Annotated in this window: 19 protein-coding genes; 11 read left to right on the top strand and 8 right to left on the bottom strand. The window is 67.8% G+C overall.

What is annotated here, in order from left to right; all coding sequences use genetic code 11:
- Nucleotides 1-58: 58 nt before the first annotated feature.
- A complete protein-coding gene (locus tag ACOQOP_RS00265) occupies nt 59-1,549 on the bottom strand; it encodes a PLP-dependent aminotransferase family protein (RefSeq protein WP_420564310.1) in 1,491 nt (496 codons plus the stop codon).
- Nucleotides 1,550-1,638: 89 nt separating this feature from the next.
- Between ACOQOP_RS00265 and ACOQOP_RS00260 the strand changes: the two genes are divergently transcribed.
- The 5 genes from ACOQOP_RS00260 to ACOQOP_RS00240 all read left to right on the top strand — a co-directional run bounded on the left by ACOQOP_RS00260 (nt 1,639) and on the right by ACOQOP_RS00240 (nt 5,661).
- Nucleotides 1,639-2,256 carry an FMN-binding negative transcriptional regulator gene (locus ACOQOP_RS00260; protein WP_420564309.1) on the top strand — a complete coding sequence of 206 codons (618 nt, stop codon included), beginning with the start codon at nt 1,639-1,641 and terminating at the stop codon, nt 2,254-2,256.
- Between the two features lie 249 nt (nt 2,257-2,505).
- Nucleotides 2,506-2,874 carry a LapA family protein gene (locus ACOQOP_RS00255; RefSeq protein WP_420564308.1) on the top strand — a complete coding sequence of 123 codons (369 nt, stop codon included), beginning with the start codon at nt 2,506-2,508 and terminating at the stop codon, nt 2,872-2,874.
- Nucleotides 2,874-3,584 carry an orotidine-5'-phosphate decarboxylase gene (gene pyrF, locus ACOQOP_RS00250; protein ID WP_420564307.1) on the top strand — a complete coding sequence of 237 codons (711 nt, stop codon included), beginning with the start codon at nt 2,874-2,876 and terminating at the stop codon, nt 3,582-3,584. Before ACOQOP_RS00255 ends, pyrF begins: the two co-directional genes overlap by 1 nt.
- On the top strand, nt 3,581-4,264 hold the full coding sequence (locus ACOQOP_RS00245) for a phosphoribosylanthranilate isomerase (protein ID WP_420564306.1): 684 nt from the start codon (nt 3,581-3,583) through the stop codon (nt 4,262-4,264). Before pyrF ends, ACOQOP_RS00245 begins: the two co-directional genes overlap by 4 nt.
- Nucleotides 4,261-5,661 carry a dipeptidase gene (locus tag ACOQOP_RS00240; RefSeq protein WP_420564305.1) on the top strand — a complete coding sequence of 467 codons (1,401 nt, stop codon included), beginning with the start codon at nt 4,261-4,263 and terminating at the stop codon, nt 5,659-5,661. The genes ACOQOP_RS00245 and ACOQOP_RS00240 overlap by 4 nt, the downstream gene beginning before the upstream one ends.
- Here ACOQOP_RS00240 and ACOQOP_RS00235 read toward each other — a convergent pair.
- From ACOQOP_RS00235 to ACOQOP_RS00225, 3 genes are all read right to left on the bottom strand, one after another.
- Complete coding sequence (locus ACOQOP_RS00235; RefSeq protein ID WP_420564304.1) at nt 5,658-6,206, bottom strand: hypothetical protein; 549 nt, start codon at nt 6,204-6,206, stop codon at nt 5,658-5,660. The genes ACOQOP_RS00240 and ACOQOP_RS00235 overlap by 4 nt on opposite strands.
- Nucleotides 6,207-6,336: 130 nt before the next feature.
- Nucleotides 6,337-6,930, bottom strand: a complete 594-nt coding sequence (locus ACOQOP_RS00230) for a carbonic anhydrase (RefSeq protein WP_420564303.1) — start codon at nt 6,928-6,930, stop codon at nt 6,337-6,339.
- Nucleotides 6,931-7,014: 84 nt separating this feature from the next.
- Nucleotides 7,015-8,202, bottom strand: coding sequence for a pyridoxal-phosphate-dependent aminotransferase family protein (locus ACOQOP_RS00225; protein ID WP_420564302.1), 1,188 nt, complete (start codon nt 8,200-8,202; stop codon nt 7,015-7,017).
- 164 nt (nt 8,203-8,366) lie between these two features.
- Between ACOQOP_RS00225 and ACOQOP_RS00220 the strand changes: the two genes are divergently transcribed.
- The 3 genes from ACOQOP_RS00220 to uvrB all read left to right on the top strand — a co-directional run bounded on the left by ACOQOP_RS00220 (nt 8,367) and on the right by uvrB (nt 13,146).
- The gene (locus tag ACOQOP_RS00220; RefSeq protein ID WP_420564301.1) at nt 8,367-9,119 is read left to right on the top strand and encodes an SDR family NAD(P)-dependent oxidoreductase; all 753 of its coding nucleotides are present in this window, start codon (nt 8,367-8,369) and stop codon (nt 9,117-9,119) included.
- Nucleotides 9,120-9,244: 125 nt separating this feature from the next.
- The gene (locus tag ACOQOP_RS00215) at nt 9,245-10,663 is read left to right on the top strand and encodes an ATP-binding protein (protein ID WP_420564300.1); all 1,419 of its coding nucleotides are present in this window, start codon (nt 9,245-9,247) and stop codon (nt 10,661-10,663) included.
- Nucleotides 10,664-10,908: 245 nt separating this feature from the next.
- Nucleotides 10,909-13,146 carry an excinuclease ABC subunit UvrB gene (uvrB, locus tag ACOQOP_RS00210; protein WP_420564299.1) on the top strand — a complete coding sequence of 746 codons (2,238 nt, stop codon included), beginning with the start codon at nt 10,909-10,911 and terminating at the stop codon, nt 13,144-13,146.
- A 6-nt stretch (nt 13,147-13,152) separates the two neighbouring features.
- Here the strand turns inward: uvrB and ACOQOP_RS00205 are convergent, their stop codons facing one another.
- The 3 genes from ACOQOP_RS00205 to ACOQOP_RS00195 form a co-directional block, all read right to left on the bottom strand.
- A complete protein-coding gene (locus ACOQOP_RS00205) occupies nt 13,153-15,060 on the bottom strand; it encodes an AsmA family protein (RefSeq protein ID WP_420564298.1) in 1,908 nt (635 codons plus the stop codon).
- A gap of 87 nt (nt 15,061-15,147) precedes the next feature.
- Nucleotides 15,148-15,390: a YdcH family protein gene (locus ACOQOP_RS00200; RefSeq protein ID WP_420564297.1), complete on the bottom strand. Its 243-nt coding sequence runs from the start codon at nt 15,388-15,390 to the stop codon at nt 15,148-15,150.
- A 69-nt stretch (nt 15,391-15,459) separates the two neighbouring features.
- Nucleotides 15,460-17,484, bottom strand: coding sequence for a monovalent cation:proton antiporter-2 (CPA2) family protein (locus tag ACOQOP_RS00195; RefSeq protein ID WP_420564296.1), 2,025 nt, complete (start codon nt 17,482-17,484; stop codon nt 15,460-15,462).
- Between the two features lie 283 nt (nt 17,485-17,767).
- Here ACOQOP_RS00195 and ACOQOP_RS00190 point away from each other — a divergent pair, with 283 nt between their 5' ends.
- From ACOQOP_RS00190 to uvrC, 3 genes are all read left to right on the top strand, one after another.
- Nucleotides 17,768-18,739: a calcium/sodium antiporter gene (locus ACOQOP_RS00190; protein ID WP_420564295.1), complete on the top strand. Its 972-nt coding sequence runs from the start codon at nt 17,768-17,770 to the stop codon at nt 18,737-18,739.
- Nucleotides 18,740-18,747: 8 nt separating this feature from the next.
- The gene (locus tag ACOQOP_RS00185) at nt 18,748-19,527 is read left to right on the top strand and encodes an SDR family oxidoreductase (protein WP_420564294.1); all 780 of its coding nucleotides are present in this window, start codon (nt 18,748-18,750) and stop codon (nt 19,525-19,527) included.
- Between the two features lie 432 nt (nt 19,528-19,959).
- Nucleotides 19,960-21,927 carry an excinuclease ABC subunit UvrC gene (uvrC, locus tag ACOQOP_RS00180; RefSeq protein WP_420564293.1) on the top strand — a complete coding sequence of 656 codons (1,968 nt, stop codon included), beginning with the start codon at nt 19,960-19,962 and terminating at the stop codon, nt 21,925-21,927.
- Nucleotides 21,928-22,274: 347 nt separating this feature from the next.
- Here the strand turns inward: uvrC and pgsA are convergent, their stop codons facing one another.
- Entirely contained in the window at nt 22,275-22,853 is a 579-nt protein-coding gene (gene pgsA, locus ACOQOP_RS00175) for a CDP-diacylglycerol--glycerol-3-phosphate 3-phosphatidyltransferase (protein ID WP_420564292.1), read from the bottom strand.
- Nucleotides 22,854-22,962 lie beyond the last annotated feature (109 nt).

Below are 22,962 nucleotides of genomic sequence, written 5' to 3'. Positions count from 1 at the left end.
GGCCTTTTTCCTGCCCTTCTCTACGCAAGCCCTCAGATCTGTCCGTCGACGCCGCGCCTTAGCTCTTGGCCGCGTCGATGGCCGCCCTCACGCAGCCGGCTGCCCAGCGTGCCCGCGCCCGCGGCAGCGAGGCGAAGCCGACCAGCAGGCCGTTGCGCCGCGTCGGATCGCGGAAATAGGCCGAGATCGGCGCCGGCCGGACACCGAGCGCCATCGCCTTCTCCGCCACCACCCGGTCCTCGGGTCCGCCCTCCAGCGAGACCACCAGGTTGATCCCGGTCTCCGGCCGCTCGACGGTGAAGCGGTTGTCGAGCACCGCCTCCAGCGCGTCGGCCAGGGCGTCCCGTCGTTCGCGGTAAAGGGTGCGCATGCGGCGCAGGTGGCCCGCCATATGCCCCTCGTCCAGGAACCGGGCCAGCACCGCCTGGGTATCGAGCGCCGGCTGCCGGTCGAAATGGCCCCGCAGCCGCACCAGCGGATCGACCAGCCGCTGCGGGGCGGCGATGAAGCCGATGCGCAGGGACGGTGCCAACGCCTTGGACACGGTGCCGACGTAGAGCACCCGGTCGGCACCATCGAGCGCCTTCAGCGGCGGCACCGGCTTTCCGGCATAGCGGAACTCGCCGTCATAGTCGTCCTCCAGCACGAAAGGACCGCCGCCACTGGCGAGGTCGCCCATGGCCCAATCGACCAGCGCCCGACGGCGGGAGAGAGACAGGGTGACGCCCAGGGGGAACTGGTGGGTCGGGGTGACGGTGACCAGCCGCGCATCCGGAGCCGCCGCCCGGGCGCGGCCGACGTCCAGGCCGTCGGCATCCACCGGCACCGTGACCAGCCGTGCACCGGTCGCGACCATCGGGCCGCGCAGGCCGGGATAGCAGGGCTCCTCGATCACCGCGGTGTCGTCCGGGTCCAGCAGGGCGCGGGAGATCAGGTCGATGGCCTGCTGGGCGCCGGAGGTGACGATCAGCGCGTCCGGATCGACGATCAGCCCCCGGAACGCGCCGAGGTAGCGCGAGATCGCCTGGCGCAGGTCGATGAACCCGGCCGGATCGCCATAGCCGAAGGCGGTCGCCGGCGTCTCCCGCCAGAACCGTCCGGCCAGCCGCGCCCAGACCCGGCCCGGAAACGCGTCGAGGCCCGGGCGACCCGGCTGCAGCGGCCCGTCCACCGCGCCGATCCCGACGCGCTCGGCCATCATCTTCTGGGCGGCGCCCGACAGCCGCACCGGTGCGGGCGGCACCGGCGGGGTGAGCTGGGCCGGCACCGGCGGTTTCAGGTCGGGCAGGTCGTGGGCTACGCGGGTGCCGCCGCCGCGCCGCCCCACCACGTAGCCCTCCGCCGTCAGCCGCTCATAGGCGAGGCTGACCGTGTTGCGGGCGACCACGAGCTGTTCGGCGAGCTGGCGGCTCGACGGCAGGCGGGCGCCGGGCGCCAGCCGTCCCTCGGCGATCGAACGTCGGAAGAAACCGGCGATCTGTTCCTGCAGCGGCGTCGGGTCGGCCCGATCGGGCTGGAACACGCCCCAGACGGGCAAGGCATCGGCCATCGCTTGGCACCATATCGAAGAAGACTTTGGCGCATATCATACGACCAAAAAGACGGTACACAACCCGACCAACGGTACGGAGCCGACCCATGTACATTCCGCCTGCCTTCCGTCTCGACGACCGGGCCGCCACGCTCGCGGTGATGCGGGAGAACGCCTTCGCGATTCTCGTTGCCCATAGCGCCGAGGGGATCGAGATCACCCATCTGCCGCTGATGGTCGAGCAGCGCGGCGAGGACCTGGTGATCCGCGGCCATGTGGCCCGGGCCAACCTGATCGTCGGCCTGATCGAGTCGGGGGCGGCGGCGACCGCCGTGTTCAGCGGGCCGCACGCCTATATCTCGCCCGACTGGTATGCCAGCGAGGATCAGGTGCCGACCTGGAACTACATCGCGGTGCATGCCAGCGGCCGGCTGAAGGCGGTGCCGGCGGCGGGGGACACCAACGACCTGCTCGCCGACCTGTCGGCCGAGCACGAGACCCCGCTGGTCCCGAAGAAGCCCTGGACCCACCACAAGATGCGCGAGGGCCTGATGGGCCGGATGATCAAGGGCGTGCTGGCTTTCGAGCTGCCGGTCGAGCGGCTGGAGGCGAAGTCGAAGATGAGCCAGAACAAGAAGCCGGAGGACATCGCCGGTGCGGCCGCCGGGCTGCGCGGCCGGGGCGATGCGGGGAATGTCACGGTGGCGGAGATCATGGAGGGGTAAGGCCGCGACTGCGGTGGATTCCGGGCGTTGATCCTGAAGCGAGTTCAGGATGACGGCGAGGTGGCGGATTCCGGGCGTTGATCCTGAATCAAGTTCAGGATGACGACCTAGATCTGGGTCCCCCACCGTCATCCTGAACTCGCTTCAGGATCAACGCACCGCCCCCCATGAAACCCCTGTGTCCCTGTGGCGTTGTCCAAACGGCGTCGCGTCGCTAGATTGTGGCCACCGTAACCGTCGAGGTTCGCCATGGGGCATCGCAACTGGGCAACTGCCCTGATCTCCTTCTGCATCAAGCTTCCGATCACCATCGTCGTGGTGCTGTTCGCCGTGTCGAACTGGAAGCCGGTGTCGATGGAGCTGTGGCCGCTGCCGGGAGCGCTGGACGCGCCGCTGTCGCTGATCTTCCTGCTGGCGGTGGTCGCCGGCTTCATCCTGGGGGCGGTCATCGCCTGGAGCGGAGAGCTTGGCCACAAGATGCGGGCGAACCGGGCGGAGAAGCGCGCCGACGATCTGGAGCGCGAGTTGGCGGTGATGCGGATTCGCGAGGAGGAGATCCGGGCCCAGGTGCCGGCTTCGCCGAAGCGCCCTGCCCTGGTCGACAAACGAGCAAGCTGATGCAGCCCCACGAGAGAATCCTGGTCGCCATCGACACCCCGGACATGGCGACGGCAAAGGCGCTCGCCGCCAGGGTGCGCGGACATGTGGGCGGCATCAAGCTGGGCATGGAGTTCCACAACACCAACGGGCCCGAGGGTGTGCGCGAGATCGCCGGCGACACGCCGTTGTTCCTCGACTTGAAGTATCACGACATCCCGAACACGGTGGCCGGCGCGGTGCGCTCCGCCGTGACCGCCTGCCGGCCGAAGATCATCAACATCCACGCCTCGGGCGGGCCGGCCATGATGCGCGCCGCGGTCGCCGCCAACAAAGAGGCCGCCGAGAAGCTCGGCATTGCGCCGCCGCTGATGATCGCCGTCACCGTGCTGACCAGCATGGACGACGCGGACCTCGCGGCGGTCGGCCAGGCCGGCCCGTCCGGCGACCAGGTCAAGCGCCTCGCCCTGCTGGCGCAGGAGGCGGGCTGCGACGGAGTGGTATGCTCGCCGCACGAGATCGCCGCCCTGCATGCCGCCTGCGGCGAGGACTTCGTGCTGGTGGTGCCTGGCATCCGTCCGGCCGACGCCGCCGAGGACGACCAGAAGCGTAAGATGACCCCGGCCGACGCGGTTGCCGCCGGGGCCGACTACATCGTCATCGGACGGCCGATCACCCAGGCCGCCGACCCTGCCGCCGCCGCCAAAGCGATTGCCGAGAGCCTGTTGTGACCCCTTCCCGCAAGACATCCCGACCGCTGGTGAAGATCTGCGGATTGAACACGCTCACCGTGGTGGACGCGGCGGTCGATGCCGGGGCCGACATGATCGGCTTCATGTTCTATCCGCGCAGCCGCCGCGCGGTGACCCCGGACTTGGCCCAGGCGCTGGGTGAGGAGGTCCGCGGCGTCACCCGGGTCGCCATCGTCGTCGACGCCACCGACGCGGAGATCGACGCGATCACCGCCACCGGGGTGATCGACATGATCCAGGTCCACGGCAAGGAGGACCCGGCGCGGGTGTCCGAGCTGAAGACGCGCACCGGCCTGCCGGTCATGAAGGCCCTGCGGGTCGCCACGCGCGAGGACATCCAGGAGGCCGCCGCCTTCGTCGGTGTGGCCGACCACCTGCTGTTCGACGCCAAGGCGCCGAAGGACATGAAGGGCGCCCTGCCAGGCGGCAACGGCCTGACCTTCGACTGGACCCTGCTGGACGGCCTGAAGATCGACATGCCCTGGATGCTGTCCGGCGGACTGACCGCCGACAATGTGGCCGAGGCGATCCGCCTGACCGGCGCGCCCGGCGTCGACACCTCGTCGGGCGTGGAGGACAAGCCCGGCGTGAAGAGCCCCGAACGGATCCGCGCCTTCGTGGCCGCGGCCAAGCAAACCCACCTGGAGACCGCGAAATGAGCGCCTTGCCGACGGCGAAGGTTCTGGACCATGTCGATGCCAATCTGGACGCCTCGGTGGAGCGCCTGTTCGACGTCCTGCGGATCCCCAGCGTGTCGACCGATCCGGCCTTCGCGGCCGAGGTGCGGCGCGGTGCCCGGTGGATGGCCGACACCCTGAGCGAGCTCGGCTTCGACGCCTCGGTCCGCGACACGACCGGCCACCCCATGGTCGTCGCCCATCACGAAGGCCCTGGCGGCGACGCGCCGCACATCCTGTATTACGGCCATTACGACGTACAGCCGGCCGATCCGCTGGAATTGTGGGAGTCGGGTCCGTTCGAGCCCGTGCTGGTGGACGCCGAGCGCGGCAAGCGGATCGTCGCCCGCGGCGCGGTGGACGACAAGGGACAGGTCATGACCTGGATCGAGGCCTTCCGCGCCTGGATCGCCGTGCACGGCACCCTGCCCTGCCGCATCACCGTCCTGCTCGAGGGCGAGGAGGAGACCGGCAGCCCGTCGCTCGACGCCTTCATCAAGGCCAATGCCGACGAACTGAAGGCCGATGCCTGCATCGTCTGCGATACCGGCATGTGGGATGTGAGCCAGCCGGCGATCACCTACAGCCTGCGCGGCCTCGCCTATCTGCAGGCGACCATCAAGGGACCGGACCGGGATCTCCATTCCGGCCTGTTCGGCGGCGCCATGATCAACCCGCTGAACCTGATCGGCCGGATCGTCGGCGAGTTGCATGACGAGAAGGGCCGCATCCAGATCCCGCATTTCTATGACGACGTGATCCCGGTGGGGGAGAACGAGCGCGCCCAGTGGGAGGCGCTCGGCTTCGACGAGGGTGAGTTCCTCGGCGAGGTCGGCCTGAAGACGCCGGGCGGCGAGGCCGGTGTCGGCGCGCTGGAGCGCCAGTGGGGCCGGCCGACCTGCGACGTGAACGGCATTCTCGGCGGCTATGTGGGCGACGGCGCGAAGACCGTGATCGCCCGCGAGGCGATGGTGAAGATCTCCTGCCGCCTCGTCCCGGACCAGGATCCGCGGGCGGTGCTCGACAATCTGAAGAAGTTCATCACCGACCGCCTGCCGGAGGAATACACCGCCTCCTTCGTCGAGCTGGGCGAGGCGCCGGCGATCCGCGTGCCGACCGAGTCCCCGTATCTCCAGGCGGCCCAGGCCGGCCTGAAGGACGTGTTCGCGCGCGACGCCTACCTGATCGGAAGCGGCGGCTCGATCCCGGCGGTGGGCTCGATCAAGCGGTATCTGGGGATCGAGTCGATCCTGCTCGGCTTCGGCCTGGCGGACGACCGGGTGCATTCCCCGAACGAGAAGTTCGAACTGGTCTGCTTCCACAACGGCATCCGCTCGAACGCCGCCGTGCTGGCGCGGATCGCGGAGCTGAAGGGCTAGGACGGGTCCGTGGCGTAGCGCCGGCTCAGCACCATCACGAGCCGGTCGATCGGCCGCTCCACCCCGGCGAAGAGGAACAGCCCGCGGGTGATCTCCATCGCGGGCCAGTCGCTCTTGGCGATATCGGTGCGCGACAGGATCGCCTGCCCGCTGTCCATCGCCTCGGCGATCTCGGCATGCAGCGTGACCGTCAGGCGGTGATGCAGGACATGGCCGACCTTCTGGCCGAGCACCGAGGTGCCCAGCAGCGCCCGCACCGCCCCGCCTTCCAGCGTATAGACGAAATGATCGGGCCTCGGAGAGGTCGCCGCCATGTAGGTCGGTCGGCCCAGGGCGATATGGGCGACCACATCGGACGGGACCGAGCAGATGTCGAACTGGTCCCAGCGCGGCCGGCCGCCGGCGGCGAGGGAACCGTAGTAGCCATCGAACTGCCTGACCGGGTTGTCCCGGTCGAGGGTATCGGCGGAGACCCGAGCGTAATCGGCGCGCGCCCAACCCTCGTTAAGGTTCGGAACCGGCGCCTCGAACTGCAAGCCGTACATGTATCCCCCTGATCCGCAATGCCGACGGGCCCCCACCCTGTTGCCGGCATGCGCCTTCTCTCGTCCCGTTAACGATAACGGTTAACTGGTTAACACTTCCTTTATGCGCGATGGCACCAAGCGGCGCCGCTCAGGACTGCCGCAGGCAGAGTTCGTTCAGGACGCCGTCCTTGAGGCTGTAGACGACCCCGTGCACCTGCAGCTTGCTGCCGTTGGCCCAGGCGTCGCGGACGATCGTGGTGCGGCAGACGTTGTCCACCTGCTCGATCACGTTCAGCTCGCACAGCCGGTCGAGCGCCTCCTCCTGGAGCATGTCGTCCGGCAGCTCGTGGGCATGCAGGCGGTGGACCAAGCGGATATGGTTCAGCCAGTTGTCGATCAGGCCGTTGTCGCCCTCCGCCATCGCCGCGCGCACGCCGCCGCAGCCGTAATGGCCGCAGACCAGGATGTGGCTGACCCCCAGCACCTCCACGGCGAACTGGAGGACCGACAGGCAGTTCAGGTCGGACGGCACCACCACATTGGCGATGTTGCGGTGGACGAAGACCTCGCCCGGTGGCAGGTCGAGGATCTGGTTGGCCGGCACCCGGCTGTCGGCGCAGCCGATCCACAGGATGTCCGGCGCCTGCTGAAGCGACAGCTTGGCGAAATAGTCGGGATTGGCCGCCTTGATGCGATCCGCCCACTGGCGGTTGCGATCCAGGATCTTCTCGAAATCGTCCATCAATGACCCGCGTTCTGACCGGTGATGCCCATGTCACGGCGGCCCCAACTTATTCAGATGGTCTGAAAAGTCCACGATTGCGGATCAGGCCGAGAGTTTCGCCGCCGTTGCCGCCATCGCCCCGGCCTCGTCGGCATTGCGGCCGAGATCGGTCATCGCCCGGGAGATCTGGTGGATGTCGGTCAGGATCTCGCCGTCGGTGACGTAGCCCATGGTGCCGATGCGCACGAGGCGGTCCTTCAGATCCTCGAACCGGGTCCCGGCGATGACGGCGTTGTACCCGTCCGACAGCCGGTCGATCAGCGCCGGCGCCGAGAGACCCTCCGGCGTCTTGGCCACCACCAGGGTCGGGCTGGGCGTGCCGGTGGGGAAGATCGAGAAGCCGAGCGCCTCCAGCCCGGCGGTCAGGGCGGCGTTCAGGCGGGCGTGCCGGGCGATCGCCGCCTCGATCCCCTCCTCGTCGATCATGGTCAGCGCCTCGTCCAGCGCGTTCAGCATGGCGACCGGCGCGGTGTATGTCGGTTCCCCCTTCTCGGCCATCGGACGGAACCGGCGGTAGTCGAAATAGCTGCGCGGTCCCCGGTCGTCGCGGTCGATCAGCGCCCAGGCCTTCTCACTGATGCTGGCGATGCCGAGGCCCGGCGGGCACATGAGCGCCTTCTGGGAGGCGGAGACCACCACGTCCACGCCCCATTCGTCGGCCCGCATCTCGGCCCCGCCCAGCCCGCTGACGCTGTCGCAGGCGAGCACCGCGTCGGTCTCGGCGACGATGGCACCAAGCGCCTTCAGGTCAGTCAGCGCGCCGGTGGAACTCTCGCTGTGCACGGTGAAGACCGCGTCGTAGCGCTTGTCCTTCAGCGCCCGGCGCACGCCGTCCAGATCGATCGGCGCGCCCCGGTCGGAGACGACCTCGTCGACCTCGGCGCCGATGGCCTCGGCCAGCCGGCGGAACACCGGGCCCCACTGGCCGTTGGTGGTGATCAGCACCTTCGCACCCGGCGCGGCCACGTTGACCATGGCGGATTCCATCGCGCCGATGCCGGTCGAGGCGAAGAGGAAGGGCGGCACGCCGCTGCGTCCCAGGATCGGCTGCAGCCGGCGCTGGATCGCCTGAAACCGGGCGAGGAACTCGGGTCCGCGATGGGCCAGCATCGGCCGCGACGCCGCCTTCAGCACCCGCTCCGGCACCGCGGTCGGACCCGGCAGGCGCAGGCGATAGGGCAGCGCCACCCCGGCGGGCGCACCGTTGGCGGCGGAACGGGCATCGGTCATGGTCGGATCTCGGCAAGCGGCGGGAGCGATATCGAAGCAGGGCCCAGACGTTTCGGCAAGACAGGCTCTGCGCCGATCCGCGCGGCCATCGGGCGGCATTGCGTGTCTTGGCGCTGCCCTGCCCCGCCCCTAAAGTCACCGCTCATCGTTATCAGGAGACGGATATGGATCTCGGACTTTCGGGCAAGGGCGTGATCGTGACCGGCGGCACGCGGGGCATCGGCCTCGCCATCGCCCGGGCCTGCCTGGCGGAAGGGGCGAAGGTCTCGATCTGCGGCCGCACCCAGGACTCGCTCGACGCCGCCCTGGCCGAGCTGAGCGGCGACGCCCCTGCCGACCATGTCCAGGGCGCGATCTGCGATGTCGGCGACGCCGAGGCGCTGGCAGCCTATGTGGAGGCGGCGGCGGGCAAGCTCGGCGGCCTCTTCGCGCTGGTGAACAACCCCTCCGGTTTCGGCGCGACAGACGACGAGGACGGCTGGAAGAAGGGCATCGACGTCGACCTGATGGGCGTGGTGCGCGCCACCTGGGCGGCCGCGCCGCATCTGGAGAAGACCGGCGGCAGCGTGCTGAACATCTCGTCCATTTCCGGCATCGGCCCGAGCTCGTCCATTCCCTACGGCGCGGTCAAGGCGGCCGTGATTCAGCTCACCCAGTCCCACGCGGTGCGCTACGCCCCGCAGCGCATCCGGGTGAACTGCATCGCACCTGGCTCCATCGAGTTCCCGGGCGGGAGCTGGGAATGGCGGCGCTACAACGACCCGTCCAAGTATTTCGCCACCCGCGACAAGATCCCGTTCGGCCGCATGGGCACGCCCGACGAGGTGGCCCGCGTCGCCGCCTTCCTGGTCTCCGAGGCGGCCGGTTGGGTGACCGGCCAGACCGTGTCGGTCGATGGCGGCCAGAACTTCGGCTGACCCCATAGCGCCACATCCGATGGCTCCGGGCCGCCCCCGATCCGCATTCGTCAGACGCGCGAGCTTGGCGCGGACCTGTTATTGTCGGTTCGAGTGACAACGCCCAGGCCCGGAGCATCTGTCCCATGGCGGAGATCACCCGAGACGGCCCATCCCTCTCCCGCGCGCGGACCGACGAGGCCTCGCTGAGCCGGCCGCGCGTCATCGAGACGCCCGGCCCGGCGAAGAAGCGGCTGAAGCGCTACCTGCCGAAGACGCTGTTCGGCCGGGCCCTGCTGATCATCGTCACCCCGCTGGTGCTGATGCAGGTGATCTCCACCTACGTCTTCTACGAGCGGCACTGGGAGATCATGACCCGTCGGCTGGTGCACAGCCTGGCCGGCGACATCGCCTTCCTGATCGAGGAGCTGCGCCCGCCGATCACCCATGAATGGGTGGCCGAGCTGTCCGAGCGGGCGAACCGGCATTTCGACATCGAGCTGCACTGGCAGCCCGAAGGCATCCTGCCGAACCAGCCGAGCTATTCGGTCTTCGACCAGACCCAGGAGGCGATGAAGGACGCGATGGAGACCAAGGTTCATCGCCCCTACATCATGAACACGGACTTCGTGGACCGGCGCATCGAGATCCTGGTGCAGCTTCCCTCCGGCGTCCTCCAGGTGCTGGCCCACAAGAAGCGGCTGTTCACCTCGACGACCTACGTCTTCATGCTGTGGATGATCGGCTCGTCCCTGGTGCTGTTCGCCATCGCCATCGTCTTCATGCGCAACCAGATCCGGCCCATACGCCGGCTCGCCATCGCCGCCCGCGCCTTCGGCCTCGGCCGCGACGTGACCGGGTTCAAGCCCGAAGGGGCGACCGAGGTGCGACAGGCCTCCGCCGCCTTCCTGCAGATGCGCGACCGCATCAACCGGCAGCTCTCCCAGCGCACCGAGATGCTCGCCGGGGTCAGCCACGACCTGCGCACCCCGCTGACCCGTATGAAGCTGGAACTCGCCATGCTCGGCGACAACGACGACATCGCCGAGCTCAAGGCCGACGTGACCGAGATGGAGCGGATGGTCGAGGGCTATCTCGCCTTCGCCCGCGGCGAGGGCGCGGAGGTGCCGGTCGAGATCGATGTGGGCACCCTGGTGAACGACGTGATCGCCAACGAACGGCGCGGCGGGACGCGCATCGTCTACGAGCAGCCCGACGACGGCGAGGCAGTGCTGCCGGCCCGCCCCGACGCCCTGCGCCGGGCGGTGGCCAACCTGGTCCAGAACGCCGCCCGCTACGGCAGCCGGGTGAACGTGGCGGTGGTGCGGGCCGGCGAGATCATCGAGATCACGGTCGATGACGACGGCACCGGCATCCCGGCCGACCGGCGCGAGGAGGCGTTCCAGCCGTTCAAGCGCCTGGAACCCTCGCGCAACCTGGAGACCGGCGGCACGGGCCTGGGCCTGACCATCAGCCGCGACATCATCCGCAGCCATGGCGGCGACCTCACCCTGGAGGACTCGCCGCTGGGTGGGCTGAGGGCGGTGATCCGGCTGCCGATTTAGCGCGGTCCTTTCTCCCGAACCCGTCATCCCGGACGGCCCCGTCCCGGATTTAATCCGGGATTGATCCGGGGGCCGGCCGGGACCATTAGGTCGACGCCGGATCGAGGTCCCGGCGAGCCCCGGATCGGGTCCGGGCCTCGCCGGGATGACGGGTTGGAGAGAAAGGAGAGAAAGGCAGGGCCAATCACCAACATTCCCCACCATCTCCTGTTCCCTTTTCGTACCCACCGCCCTATCTTCCCGGCATGAGCACAGACCTCATCGAAGCCCAGCTTGAACATCTCCGCGGCCTGCGTCAGGAGGTGACCGCCACGAACCGGGCGATCACCGCCGAGATCAAGGCCGATGTCGCCGCCCAGGACGCCGGCGTGCCGTTCCAGGTGGTGTCCGACTACGCCCCCGCCGGCGACCAGCCGCGGGCGATCAAGGAGCTGACGGCCGGCATCCGGGCCGACGAACTGGACCAGGTGCTGCTCGGCGTGACCGGGTCGGGCAAGACCTTCACCATGGCCCACGTCATCCAGGAGGTGAAGCGCCCGGCCCTGATCCTGGCGCCGAACAAGACCCTGGCCGCCCAGCTCTACGGCGAAATGAAGAGCTTCTTCCCGCACAACGCGGTGGAGTACTTCGTCTCCTATTACGACTACTACCAGCCGGAAGCCTATGTGCCGCGCACCGACACCTTTGTGGAGAAGGAATCCTCGGTGAACGAGCAGATCGACCGGATGCGCCACGCCGCCACCCGCGCCCTGCTGGAGCGCGAGGACGTGATCATCGTCGCCTCGGTGTCCTGCATCTACGGTATCGGTGCCGTGGAAACCTACGGCAACATGATCCTGAAGCTGAAGACCGGCGAACGGATCGACCGCAACGCCATCATGCGCCGGCTGGTGGAGCTGCAGTACAAGCGCAACGACACCAGCTTCCACCGCGGCACCTTCCGGGTGCGCGGCGACAGCCTGGAGATCTTCCCGGCCCACCTTGAGGACCGCGCCTGGCGGCTCTCCCTGTTCGGCGACGAGCTTGAGGCGATCCAGGAGTTCGACCCGCTGACCGGCGAGAAGACGTCCGCCCTCGACCAGGTCCGGGTGTTCGCCAACTCGCACTACGTGACGCCCAAGCCGACGCTGCAGCAGGCGGTGCGCCTGATCAAGCAGGAGCTGAAGCAGCGGCTCGACGAGCTGAACCGGGCCGGCAAGCTGCTGGAGGCCCAGCGGCTGGAGCAGCGCACCACCTTCGACATGGAGATGATCGAGGCGACCGGGTCCTGCGCGGGGATCGAGAACTACTCGCGCTATCTCTCCGGCCGCAACCCAGGGGAGCCGCCGCCGACCCTGTTCGAATACCTGCCTGAGAACGCCCTGCTGATCGTCGACGAGAGCCATGTGACGGTTCCGCAGATCGGCGGCATGTTCAAGGGAGACTACGCCCGCAAGTACACCCTGTCGGAATACGGCTTCCGCCTGCCCTCCTGCTTGGACAACCGGCCGCTCAAATTCGAGGAGTGGGAGGACATGCGGCCGCAGACGGTGTTCGTCTCCGCCACCCCCGGCCCTTGGGAGCTGGAGCGCACCGGCGGCGTCTTCACCGAGCAGCTTGTGCGGCCGACCGGCCTGATCGACCCGGTCTGCGAGATCCGGCCGACCAAGAGCCAGGTTGACGACTGCATCGCCGAATGCCAGGACGCCGCCGCCAAGGGCCACCGGGTGCTGATCACCGTCCTGACCAAGAAGATGGCCGAGGCGCTGACCGAGTACATGAACGAGGCCGGCATCAAGGTGCGCTACATCCATTCCGACGTGGACACCCTGGAGCGCATCGAGATCATCCGCGACCTGCGGCTCGGCGTCTTCGATGTGCTGATCGGCATCAACCTGTTGCGCGAGGGGCTCGACATCCCGGAATGCGCCCTGGTCTGCATCCTGGATGCGGACAAGGAAGGCTATCTGCGCTCCAAGACCTCCCTGGTGCAGACCATCGGCCGCGCCGCCCGGAACATCGAGGGCCGGGTACTGCTCTATGCCGACACCATGACCGACAGCCTGGAATACGCGATCGGCGAGACCGAGCGACGGCGCCAGCGCCAGATGGAATACAACGAGGCGAACGGCATCACGCCGGAAAGCGTGAAGAAGAACATCGGCGACATCCTGGAGAGCGTCTACGAGCGCGGCGACCACGTGTCGGTGAATACCGGCACCGGCGAGGGCGAGCTGGTGGACAAGCCGATCCGGCAGATCATCGAGGAGCTGGAGGCCCGCATGAAGGCCGCCGCCGCCGATCTGGAGTTCGAGGAGGCCGCCCGCATCCGCGACGAGATCAAGCGGCTGGAGGCGGCCGAGCTGGGCGTCACCACCGACGGCAAGCCCCTGCCCCGCGGCGGCGTGGTCAAGCTGAAGGTGGCGATCCAGCCGCCCAGCGGCCGTCCGCCGGAGAAGGGCAACGGCGGCAAGGGCAAGACCCGACGCCGTCGCGGGCGCTGAGGCGCCTTACCCGCCCTGCATCACCTGCTGCCGCAGGGCGCCGCAATCCACGTCCTTGGCCTCGCCCATCTCGAAGAAGGGCAGGTCCGGCTTGTCCGGCTCGATGCTGGTCTCCGGATCGCCCAGCGGCCCCTTCACCCGGACCGGCGCCTCCAGGTCGATCAGGCTGAAATCCTTGGCATCGGCGGTGATGTACAGATCCACCGTCTGGTCCAGCAGGTTCACACCGCCGCGGGCGTAGAGCACGGAGTCTGCGGTATCCACCACCACCCGATCGAACTGGGCGACCCCCTCCTTCACCACCGCCCGCCCGGCGCCGCAGCGGATCGGCACGCTGGCATCGTCGCCGATAAACAGGATCAGCGTCTCAACCAGATCAACGCTGGCGGCCTCAATCAGCAGGCCGCTGAAGGCGCCCTTGGACACCTCGATCACCCCGTCGCCATTGGCCGCCGCCATAATGTCGGCGAGCGAGTTGCCGGTGCCAATGATGTAGAGCCGGCCCGACAGGGTGCCGCCCATGGTCTCGAAATACTTGCTGTCCTCAAAGAACTCGGCGAGCGCCAGATCCTCGAAAGTGACGTCCGCATCGGCCGAGGGCACCTCCTCGCGGGCGTTGAGCGCCAGTTCGCCGGACAGCACGCCCCCGGCGACGCCCATGCGGAACGGGTTCGCCACGGCCCGGCCGTCCTCGATCTTCACCGTCGCCTCCAGCGAGGTGATCGCAAGCTCGGTGCGGGAGAGCACGTTCGGCGCCTTCAGTGTGACGTTCATGTCCATCACCCGCAGCCGCTCGGCGGCGATCGGGATATCCGGGAACAGCTTGCCCTCCTCAACGAGCTGCCGGCCGATGCGCTCCTGTTCCTCCGACGCGGTCTCGCCTTCCCCATAGGCCGGGGTGGCACCGACCAGGGGGCCGAGATCGTCGAAATCGAGCTTCTCGGAGGCGAGGTCGGCGGTCAGCAGGGGCCGTTCCGGACGGTGGTCCAGGGTGGCCGTTCCGGAGATGTCGCTGTCGCCGATCCGGCCCTCCAGGTTCTCCACATGCCAGACCTTTCCGTCGCGGGTCACATGGCCGGACAGGTCATAGGGCGGGGTCGGCGGGGTCGGCACGCCGAACAGCGGGAAGATGTCGGCCAGGTTCGGCCCGCTGAGATCGATCTCCACCTTCGCCCCCTCCAGGGCGATCGGGTCGGCGAAGGTGCCGTTCAGGGCGAAATCCGTCTTGCCGGCGGCGATCGTCAGATCGACCGGATAGGGCGCCTCGCCATCCCGCAGTTCCAGGATGGAGCCGCCGGCGAAATTGATGGTCAGCGGCTGATCCTGCAGCGTGCCCTTCAGGCTGAGCGACAGGGGTTCGGGGGCGTCCATCTCGCCGCTGCCGGTGGTGACCGTGCCTTCCACTTCGATCCCGCGCCCGGGGTCCCGGTAGGCCAGCTTTCCGTCGCGGATCTCCAGGCGGCCGATGCGCGGGGCGTCGTCACGGTCCTCCGGCGACACGCCCTCCGCGGCGGCACCGGCGACCGGGTTCTCGCCGAAGCTCCAGTTGCCCTCATCTTCCTGGTTGCGTTCCAGGTCGATCTGCGGCGCCTGCAGCGTGAGATAGTCGAGGACAATGTCGCCGCGCAGCAGCGGCCAGGGATGGATCCGGAACGCCACCCGCTCGGCCCGCATCAGATGGTCGGCCCGGGCCCAGTCGGCATTGGCGAGGCGCAGGCCGGTCACCTCGACCTCGGGGCGCCAGCCCCAGTCGATGGACATGTCCTCGACGATGATGTCGCGGCCGACGCGCTCGCTCACCTGGCCGACGGCCCAGTCCCGGCCGCCACCGGTGGTCAGCCACCACATGCCGGCGACCAGTGCGATCAGACATACGACCACCAGGCCGCCCACAATGCCGAGGAGGATGCGCATTCGCCCAAGGTTTCCCGATTGTGAAAACGCTCTGGGAAACGCGCGATCCGTCGGGGGGTTCCCGGCGCCGGCGGCCGGGGGCGAGGGTCAGCCCGCCTTGAGCATCGAGAAGATCTCGTCCTTCAGCGCGAGGCGCTTCTTCTTGCGTTCCTCCACATAGGCGTCGGAGGTCGGTTCGACCTCTGCCTCGATGCGTGCGACCTCGCGGTCGACCTCGTGATAGGCATCGAACAGCTTGGCGAAATGCGCGTTCTCGGTCTTGAGCAGGTGAATCTTGTCCTTCAGCTCCGGAAACTCGCTGCCGATGTCGTGATGCAGATCCGTGGTCATGGTCTTTCCCTTCTCGCGTCGTGATGGGATGACGCTATGAGGGCGACGTGGGCAGATCCTTGACCGAGATCAATCCCGCGACCGTCTTTCCGCGTCGTCATCACGCACCGGGGCCTCGGGCTCCGCGACCGGATCGGAGGACACGTCGCCTTTCTGCGGTGGCGGCTCGTGGGAGGCCGCATCCTCCTCGGCGACCGGGGCCGCATCCTCGACCTCGAGCGGCACCGGGGCCGGCCCACCGGTCTTCGCCTCGTCGCGGGTGCGGGCCTTCTCCTCCTCTTCCTCAGCCCACAGGGCGGCGACGAGCAGCGGGTCTTCCGGCGGAGCGGTCTGGCCGGTCTCGCCATCCGGCCGTTCGCCGATCTTGCGGCCGATCCCGTCGACCATGCGCAGGCTGCTGATCAGCTCTTCGATCTCGCTCCAGTCGGTTCCGGTCTGACGCAGAACCGCGCCGCCGAGCTGGAGGCTGGCCTCCATGGTCTCCACCACGGTCCCGGCAGCCCCCAGCTCCTCCAACCGTCGGGCGTGCAGCGGATCCCGGGCCCGGGCATAGATCGGCAGGTCCGGTAGCCGGCTGACCAGGTGCTGCACGGTCCGTTCGACCGCATGCCCGCCGGTGGACATCGTGAGCACGACCGCCCGGGCGTTCTCACCCCCCAGCTTGTGCAGCACCTCCGGCCGGCTGGCATCGCCGTAATAGACCGAGTGGCCGTCCCGGCGGCCGTCGCGGACGTTCTGGGCGTCGGTATCGACCGCCACATAGGGCACCATCTTGGCGTCGAGCAGCCGGGCGATGGTATGGCCGACCCGACCGAACCCGGCGATCACCACGTGGTCGCGCATCTCGTGGCCGGCCTCGAAATCGGCGGAGAGCTGGGCGTTCTCCTGGTTCTCGAACAGGGCGGCCGCCTTGCCCACCGCCCAGACCACCACGGGGGTCACCGCCATCGAAATCGCGACCACCAGGAACAGCAGGTCCACCGTGCTGTTGGCCACCACCGTGGAGGCGGCAGCGATGCCGAGAATGACGAACGCGAACTCCCCTCCCTGGGCCAGCAGGGCGGCACTGCGCAGGCTGACGGCGAAGGGCATGCGGAAGGCCAGCGCCAGGCCAAGCACGACCGCGAACTTCAGCGCGATCAGGCCACCGAGATAGCCCAGCACCGTGAAGACCTCGCGGAAGGCGAGACCCAGATCGATCGACATGCCGATCGTCATGAAGAACAGGCCGAGCAGAATGCCGCGGAACGGCTCGATATCGGCTTCCACCTGATGCCGGAACTCACTTTCCGACAGCAGCAGGCCGGCGAGGAACGCGCCAAGGGCCATGGAGAGCCCGACCTGCTGGGTGGCCCAGCCGATGCCGAGCACGACCAGCAGCGTCATGGCGGTGAACAGCTCGGGTGCGCCGGCCGAGGCGATGACGTGGTACAGCGGACGCAGAAGCTGGCGCCCGGCGACCACGATGATCGCCAGGGCGACGAAGGCGGTGCCGGTGACCTTGAGCAGCTCGACCAGGATCGTCAGCCCGTCCATCTCCCGGCCCAGCAGCGGCACCACGATGACGATCGGCACCACGGCGAGGTCCTGGAACAGCAGGGCCGAGAAGGCGGCGCGGCCGTGACGGGTCGCCAGCTCGCCCCGCTCGTTCATGAGCTGCAGCACGAAGGCGGTGGAGGACAGCGCCAGGGCGGCGCCGATGGTCACCGCCGCCCCGTAGGTCTGGCCCATGAACAGGGAGATCACGGCGACCAGGAACCCGGTCAGCACCACCTGGGCGGTGCCGAAGCCGAAGACCAGTCGGCGCATCACCTTCAGACGGGCGAAGGACAGCTCGAGCCCGATGGTGAACAGCAGGAAGACGACGCCGATCTCGGCCAGTTCGCGGGTCTCGGTGACGTCGTCGATGATCGACAGGCCGTGCGGGCCGATCATCGCGCCGGCCGCGAGATATCCCAGAACCAGGCTGAACTTGAGGCGTCGAAGCAGCGGGGCGAACAGCACCGCCGCCGCCAGGAAGATCAGGGCATCGCCGATCGGGCTGCCATGGCCGCTCGACTGGAAGGTGTCGAAGGCGTCCAGCAGGCTTTCCAACGACTTTTCTCCCCATGGGTCTCGGCAAGATGCCGGTCCCGACGACCGGCACAGCGATCCTAGACAATCGCGCCTGGACGGACTACCGGGAGCACGAAATCTCTTCGTATACAATCATTGAAATTTCGTCGCCGCTCCCCATTCCTATGTGTCACGCGCGCCGCAATTCCGCCACCAACCCTCAGATTTACATGACCCGATCGCCAGCCCGCCGAACCGTCCAGACGCGCCCCGGCCAGCAAAGCCCCACGCTCTCGACCGGCGATTGTTTCTGGGGTGCGGCATGATCTCGGCTGGGTTGATTTTCGCCGGACTGGTTCTGCTGCTCGTCGGCGCGGAGACGATGATCCGCGGTGCCGTCGCCATCGCCCGGCGCCTCGACATAAGCCCCCATGTGATCGGCCTGACGGTCATCGCCTTCGGTACGTCGGCGCCTGAACTCTTCGTCAGCCTGAAGGCCGCGATGCACGGCTCGCCCGGCATCGCCATCGGCAACGTCATCGGCTCCAACATCGCCAACATCCTGCTGATGATCGGCACCGTCGGCGTGATCTCGCCCTTCGTCTGCGGCGGAGCGCCGCTGCGGCGCGACGGCATGGCCCTGATCCTCGGGACCATCGTCTTCGTCGGCATCGGCATGCACGGCATCATCGAGCGCTGGCACGGCGCGGTGATGCTCGCCCTGCTCGTCGGCTACCTGCTGTACTGCTACTACGAGGAGCGCCGCCGCCCCGACAGCGTCCACGCCAAGGAGGTGGAGGAGTTCGACGCCCTGCCCACCAGCACCTGGCGCAGCGTGCTGTATACGGTGGGCGGGCTGATCGGCGTCCTGGTCGGCGCCCGCCTGCTGGTCGACGGGGCCGTGGACGTGGCCAACCGGGCCGGGATCTCCGAGACCGTCATCGGCATCACCGTCGTCGCCGTCGGCACGTCGCTTCCCGAGCTCGCCACGACCCTGGTCGCGGCCCTGCGCCGGCACAGCGACGTGGCCCTGGGCAATATCATCGGGTCGAACATTTTTAATACGCTGGGAATTCTAGGGACGGTTGCACTGGTGACCCCTCTTCCCATCCCTCCGGAGGTGATGTCGCTGGATCTCTGGTTCATGCTCGGCGTGACGGTGGTCTTCGTGGCCATGGCGATCAAGCTGCCGGCCTTCAGCCGCCCCTGGGCTCTGGTGTTCTTCGCCGCCTATGTGGCATTCATCACGAACCAGTTCGTCCCGGTTAACACGTTGACCTTCGCCTCCTACTGAGTATCGCCATGGCCCAGCGCGTCCCCCAGCCCGTTCCGAAGACAGCGCTGGTCACCGGGGCCGCGCGCCGGGTCGGCAGGGCGATCGCCCTGGCGCTGGCGGGCCGGGGCTGGAACGTCGCCGTGCATTACGGCAGCTCCGGCGACGCCGCCGAGGAGACGGCCCGCGAACTTCGGGCGCTGGGCGTGCAGGCGGAGGCCGTGGGCGCCGACCTCTCCGACGAGACCGCGCTGCGCGGGCTGATCGAACGATGCGCCGCCGCCCTCGGGCCGGTCGGGCTGCTCGTCAACAACGCCTCCACCTTCGAGCGGGACAGTCTGGCCACGGCGACGCGCACCTCCTGGGACCGGCATATCGACCCCAATCTGTGGGCGCCGCTGGTCCTCACCCAGGAGTTCGTCCGCCGCCTGCCGCAGGAGAATGACGGGGCGGTGGTGAACATCATCGACCAGCGGGTCTGGAACCTGAACGAGGACTTCCTGTCCTACACCCTCTCGAAGGTCGGGCTGTGGGGTGCGACCCGCACCCTGGCCCTGGAACTGGCGCCGCGCATCCGGGTGAACGGGGTGGGCCCGGGGCCGATCCTGCCGAGCGTCCACCAGGACCAGGACGGGTTCGACCGCCAGGCACGGGCGACCCCGCTTCAGCATGGCGCCAGTCCCGACGAGGTGGCCGAGGCGGTCGTCTTCCTGGCCGATGCCCGGTCGGTCACGGGCCAGATGATCGCCGTCGACAGCGGCCAGCATCTGGGATGGGCGCCGCCCGGACCGGACACGCCGCGCGACTGATCCGACAGTCTCCCGGCACAAAAGGGGCGCGTCGGTCTTGGCCTTCGTTTAATCTTCCACTCGATTTCGTGAAATAACCGGCAAGACACCCTTCGTTAACATCTTGTTCGGACTGCGATCGGGGCCAAGTCCACCACGTAACTTGTTCACACCGACTGGGGCCGGAAGGGGTGGTAACCTCGTTGTAAAGGAAGTTTCGTATAGCGATGACGCAGGACAGGTTCCGCAGAATAATTTTCTTTAATTTCAATAAGTTATTTTGCTGCCCAAATTTTAGGCATAAGGCTCTGGAGCCACGGACTCTGCGGTCTCCAGATGTCTCCTCCAGGGTTTTCCACCCAGTTGTCCACAGGAACAGTGGATTAAGAAGCCGCACGTGGTGCGTGTTCAGCCCGGCCAGGAATTCCCTTTGAAGAGCGCGCTGAAGAGTCGATGAGCAAGTCCTTGGAAGACAGCGATATTAGCGATCCCCCCTCTGGGACCGAGCGGGCGCGGCGCGGCCGCAAGACCGTTCCGGATATCGAACGGGGTGTCTCGGTCATCCGGAATCAGGTCAAAACCCTGCCCAATGCTCCGGGCGTGTATCGCATGCTCGATGAGAACGGCGACGTCCTCTACGTGGGCAAGGCGCGCAGCCTGAAGAAGCGGGTGGTGAACTACACCCACGCCGCCAAGCTGGAGCACCGGATCTTCCGCATGGTCAGCGAGACCGCGTCCATGGAGATCGTGCGCACCCATACCGAGGTGGAGGCGCTGCTGCTCGAGAGCAACATGATCAAGCGCCTGAAACCGCGCTTCAACGTGCTGCTCCGCGACGACAAGTCCTTCCCGCACATCCTGCTGACCGGCGACCACCCCTACCCGCAGATCACCAAACACCGCGGTGCCCGCAAGCGGAAGGGGCAGTATTTCGGCCCCTTCGCCTCGGCCGGGTCGGTGAACCGCACGATCACGGCCCTGCAGCGCGGCTTCCTGCTGCGCAACTGCACCGACAGCATGTTCGCCAACCGCCAGCGGCCCTGCCTGCAGTACCAGATCAAGCGCTGCTCGGCCCCCTGTGTGGGCTATGTGACCGAGGCGGAGTATGCCGGTCAGGTGGAGGACGCGACCCGCTTTCTGACCGGCCAGAGCAACCAGATCCAGCGCGAGTTCGCCGCCCGCATGCAGGAGGCGGCCGAGGCCCTGGAGTTCGAGACGGCGGCCATCTACCGCAACCGTATCCGCGCCCTGACCGCGGTCCAGGCGAACCAGGACATCAACGTCGAAGGACTGGAGGAGGCCGATGTCATCGCCATGTATGGCGAAGGCGGGCAGACCTGCATCCAGGTCTTCTTCTTTCGCGCCGGCAGTAACTTCGGCAACCGCGCCTATTTCCCGGCCCACGACAAGCAGACCGAGCCGGAAGATGTCCTCGCCGCCTTCATCGGCCAGTTCTACGACGACAAGGTGCCGCCCCGGCTGGTCCTGATCAGCCAGGACATTCCGGAGCAGGACCTGATCGCCGAGGCGCTGTCGACCCGGGCCGACCGCAGAGTGGAACTGTCCCGACCCCAGCGCGGCGGCCGGCGCAAGCTGATGGACCACGCGCTGACCAACGCCCGCGAGGCGCTGGGCCGCCGCATGGCCGAGAGCGCGTCCCAGCGCAAGCTGCTGGAGGGGGTGGCCGCCGCCTTCGGCCTCGACACCACGCCGGAGCGGATCGAGGTCTACGACAACTCCCACATCCAGGGTTCCAACGCGGTCGGGGCGATGATCGTCGCCGGACCCGACGGGCTGATGAAGAACGCCTACCGCAAGTTCAACATCCGCAACGTCACCGGACGCGAGAGCGCCCGACAGGAGGGGCTGGAAGATGTGGAGGCGGGCGACGACTACGCCATGATGCGCCAGGTCCTGACCCGGCGCTTCGGCCGTGCGCTGAAGGAGGACCCCGACCGCACGACCGGCGCCTGGCCCGACCTGATCCTGGTCGATGGCGGCCAGGGCCAGCTCACCGTCGCCAAGGAGGTGTTCGACGAGCTCGGCATCGACGACGTGGCGGTGGTAGGCGTCGCCAAGGGCCCGGACCGGGACGCCGGCCGCGAGCGCTTCTTCATTCCCGGACGCGAGCCGTTCCTGCTGGAGCGGCGGGACCCGGTGCTCTACTTCCTGCAGCGGCTGCGCGACGAGGCCCACCGCTTCGCCATCGAGACCCACCGGGCCAAGCGCACCAAGCAGATCAGCGCCAATCCCCTGGACGAGATCGCCGGCATCGGGGCGAAGCGCAAGAAGGCGCTGATGCACCATTTCGGCTCCGCCCGCAGCGTGTCGCGCGCCGGGCTGGGAGATCTGGAGGCGGTGGAAGGCATCAGCAAGGCGGTGGCCCGAAAGGTCTACGACCATTTCCACGAGGATGGGTGAGGCGCTCAAATAGTTATCGTCACGGTGCTTCCCCCTCATCTCACTCCCCGGATTTATTCCGGGGCGAGCGTTAGGGCAGGCGTGAAATCGACCGTGGTCGTAGCGAGCTTCAGTGCGTGCCCCGGAATAAATCCGGGGAGTGAAAGAAGGGGGAAGAGGGATTACTAAACGCGCAGCCCTTCCAACGCTCCCAACCCTTCCACCGTCTTCCCGGCCTTGCGCCGGGACCGCGGGCGAAGCTTGCCGGAACGGGTCGGCGAACGCACCGGCGCTCCAGCCGCGCTTATTCCAGGCCCCGGCGCGGGGCCGGGGAGACGGTAGAAAGATCGGTTGAGTATTGGGAGTCCCTACTCCCCCGGCGCCTGATCCGCCTGGGCGGAGACGTGGCGCAATCCTGCCATCAGGTAGTCCCAGCCGGTGTACAGCGTCAGCACCGCGCCGATCCAAAGCCCGACCTCGCCGATCAGCCGGGAGTCGATCCATTCCGGGGCGTCATCGCCGATGATGAGAAACCCGATGGCGAGAAGCTGCACCGTGGTCTTCCACTTGGCGAGCCGGCTGACCGGCATGCTGACCCGCAGCTCCGCCAGGAACTCGCGCAGGCCGGAGACCAGGATCTCGCGCAGCAGGATCACCAGGGCGGCCAGCACCGTGAGCCCGGAGATGTGGTCGAGCGCCACGAGGATCAGCAGCGAGGCCCCGACCAGCAGCTTGTCGGCGATCGGATCGAGCAGCCGGCCCAGGCCCGACTGCACCTGCATGGCGCGGGCGAGATAGCCGTCGAAATAATCGGTGATGCTGGCGAAGGCATAGAAGCCCAAGGCCACCCACCGCAGCGTCTCGCCGCCGAACCACAGGCAGACCACGACCGGCACAACCGCCAGTATGCGGGAGATCGTCAGCAGATTGGGCAGTTGGGCTAGCATGTCGATCCAATCCGCCGGGTCGGGCGGTCAAGTCTGGCGGCCGTTGGGCCGGGCGGCCTACGGGCTCGCATTACGCCATAGCACGCAAACGAATGAAATGGGCGATCCG

This window comes from Thalassobaculum sp. (assembly GCF_965223715.1).
Taxonomy (GTDB): Bacteria; Pseudomonadota; Alphaproteobacteria; order Thalassobaculales; family Thalassobaculaceae; genus Thalassobaculum.
Note: the sequence above shows the minus strand (reverse complement) of the source record. Positions and strands in the feature narration are given on the sequence as shown.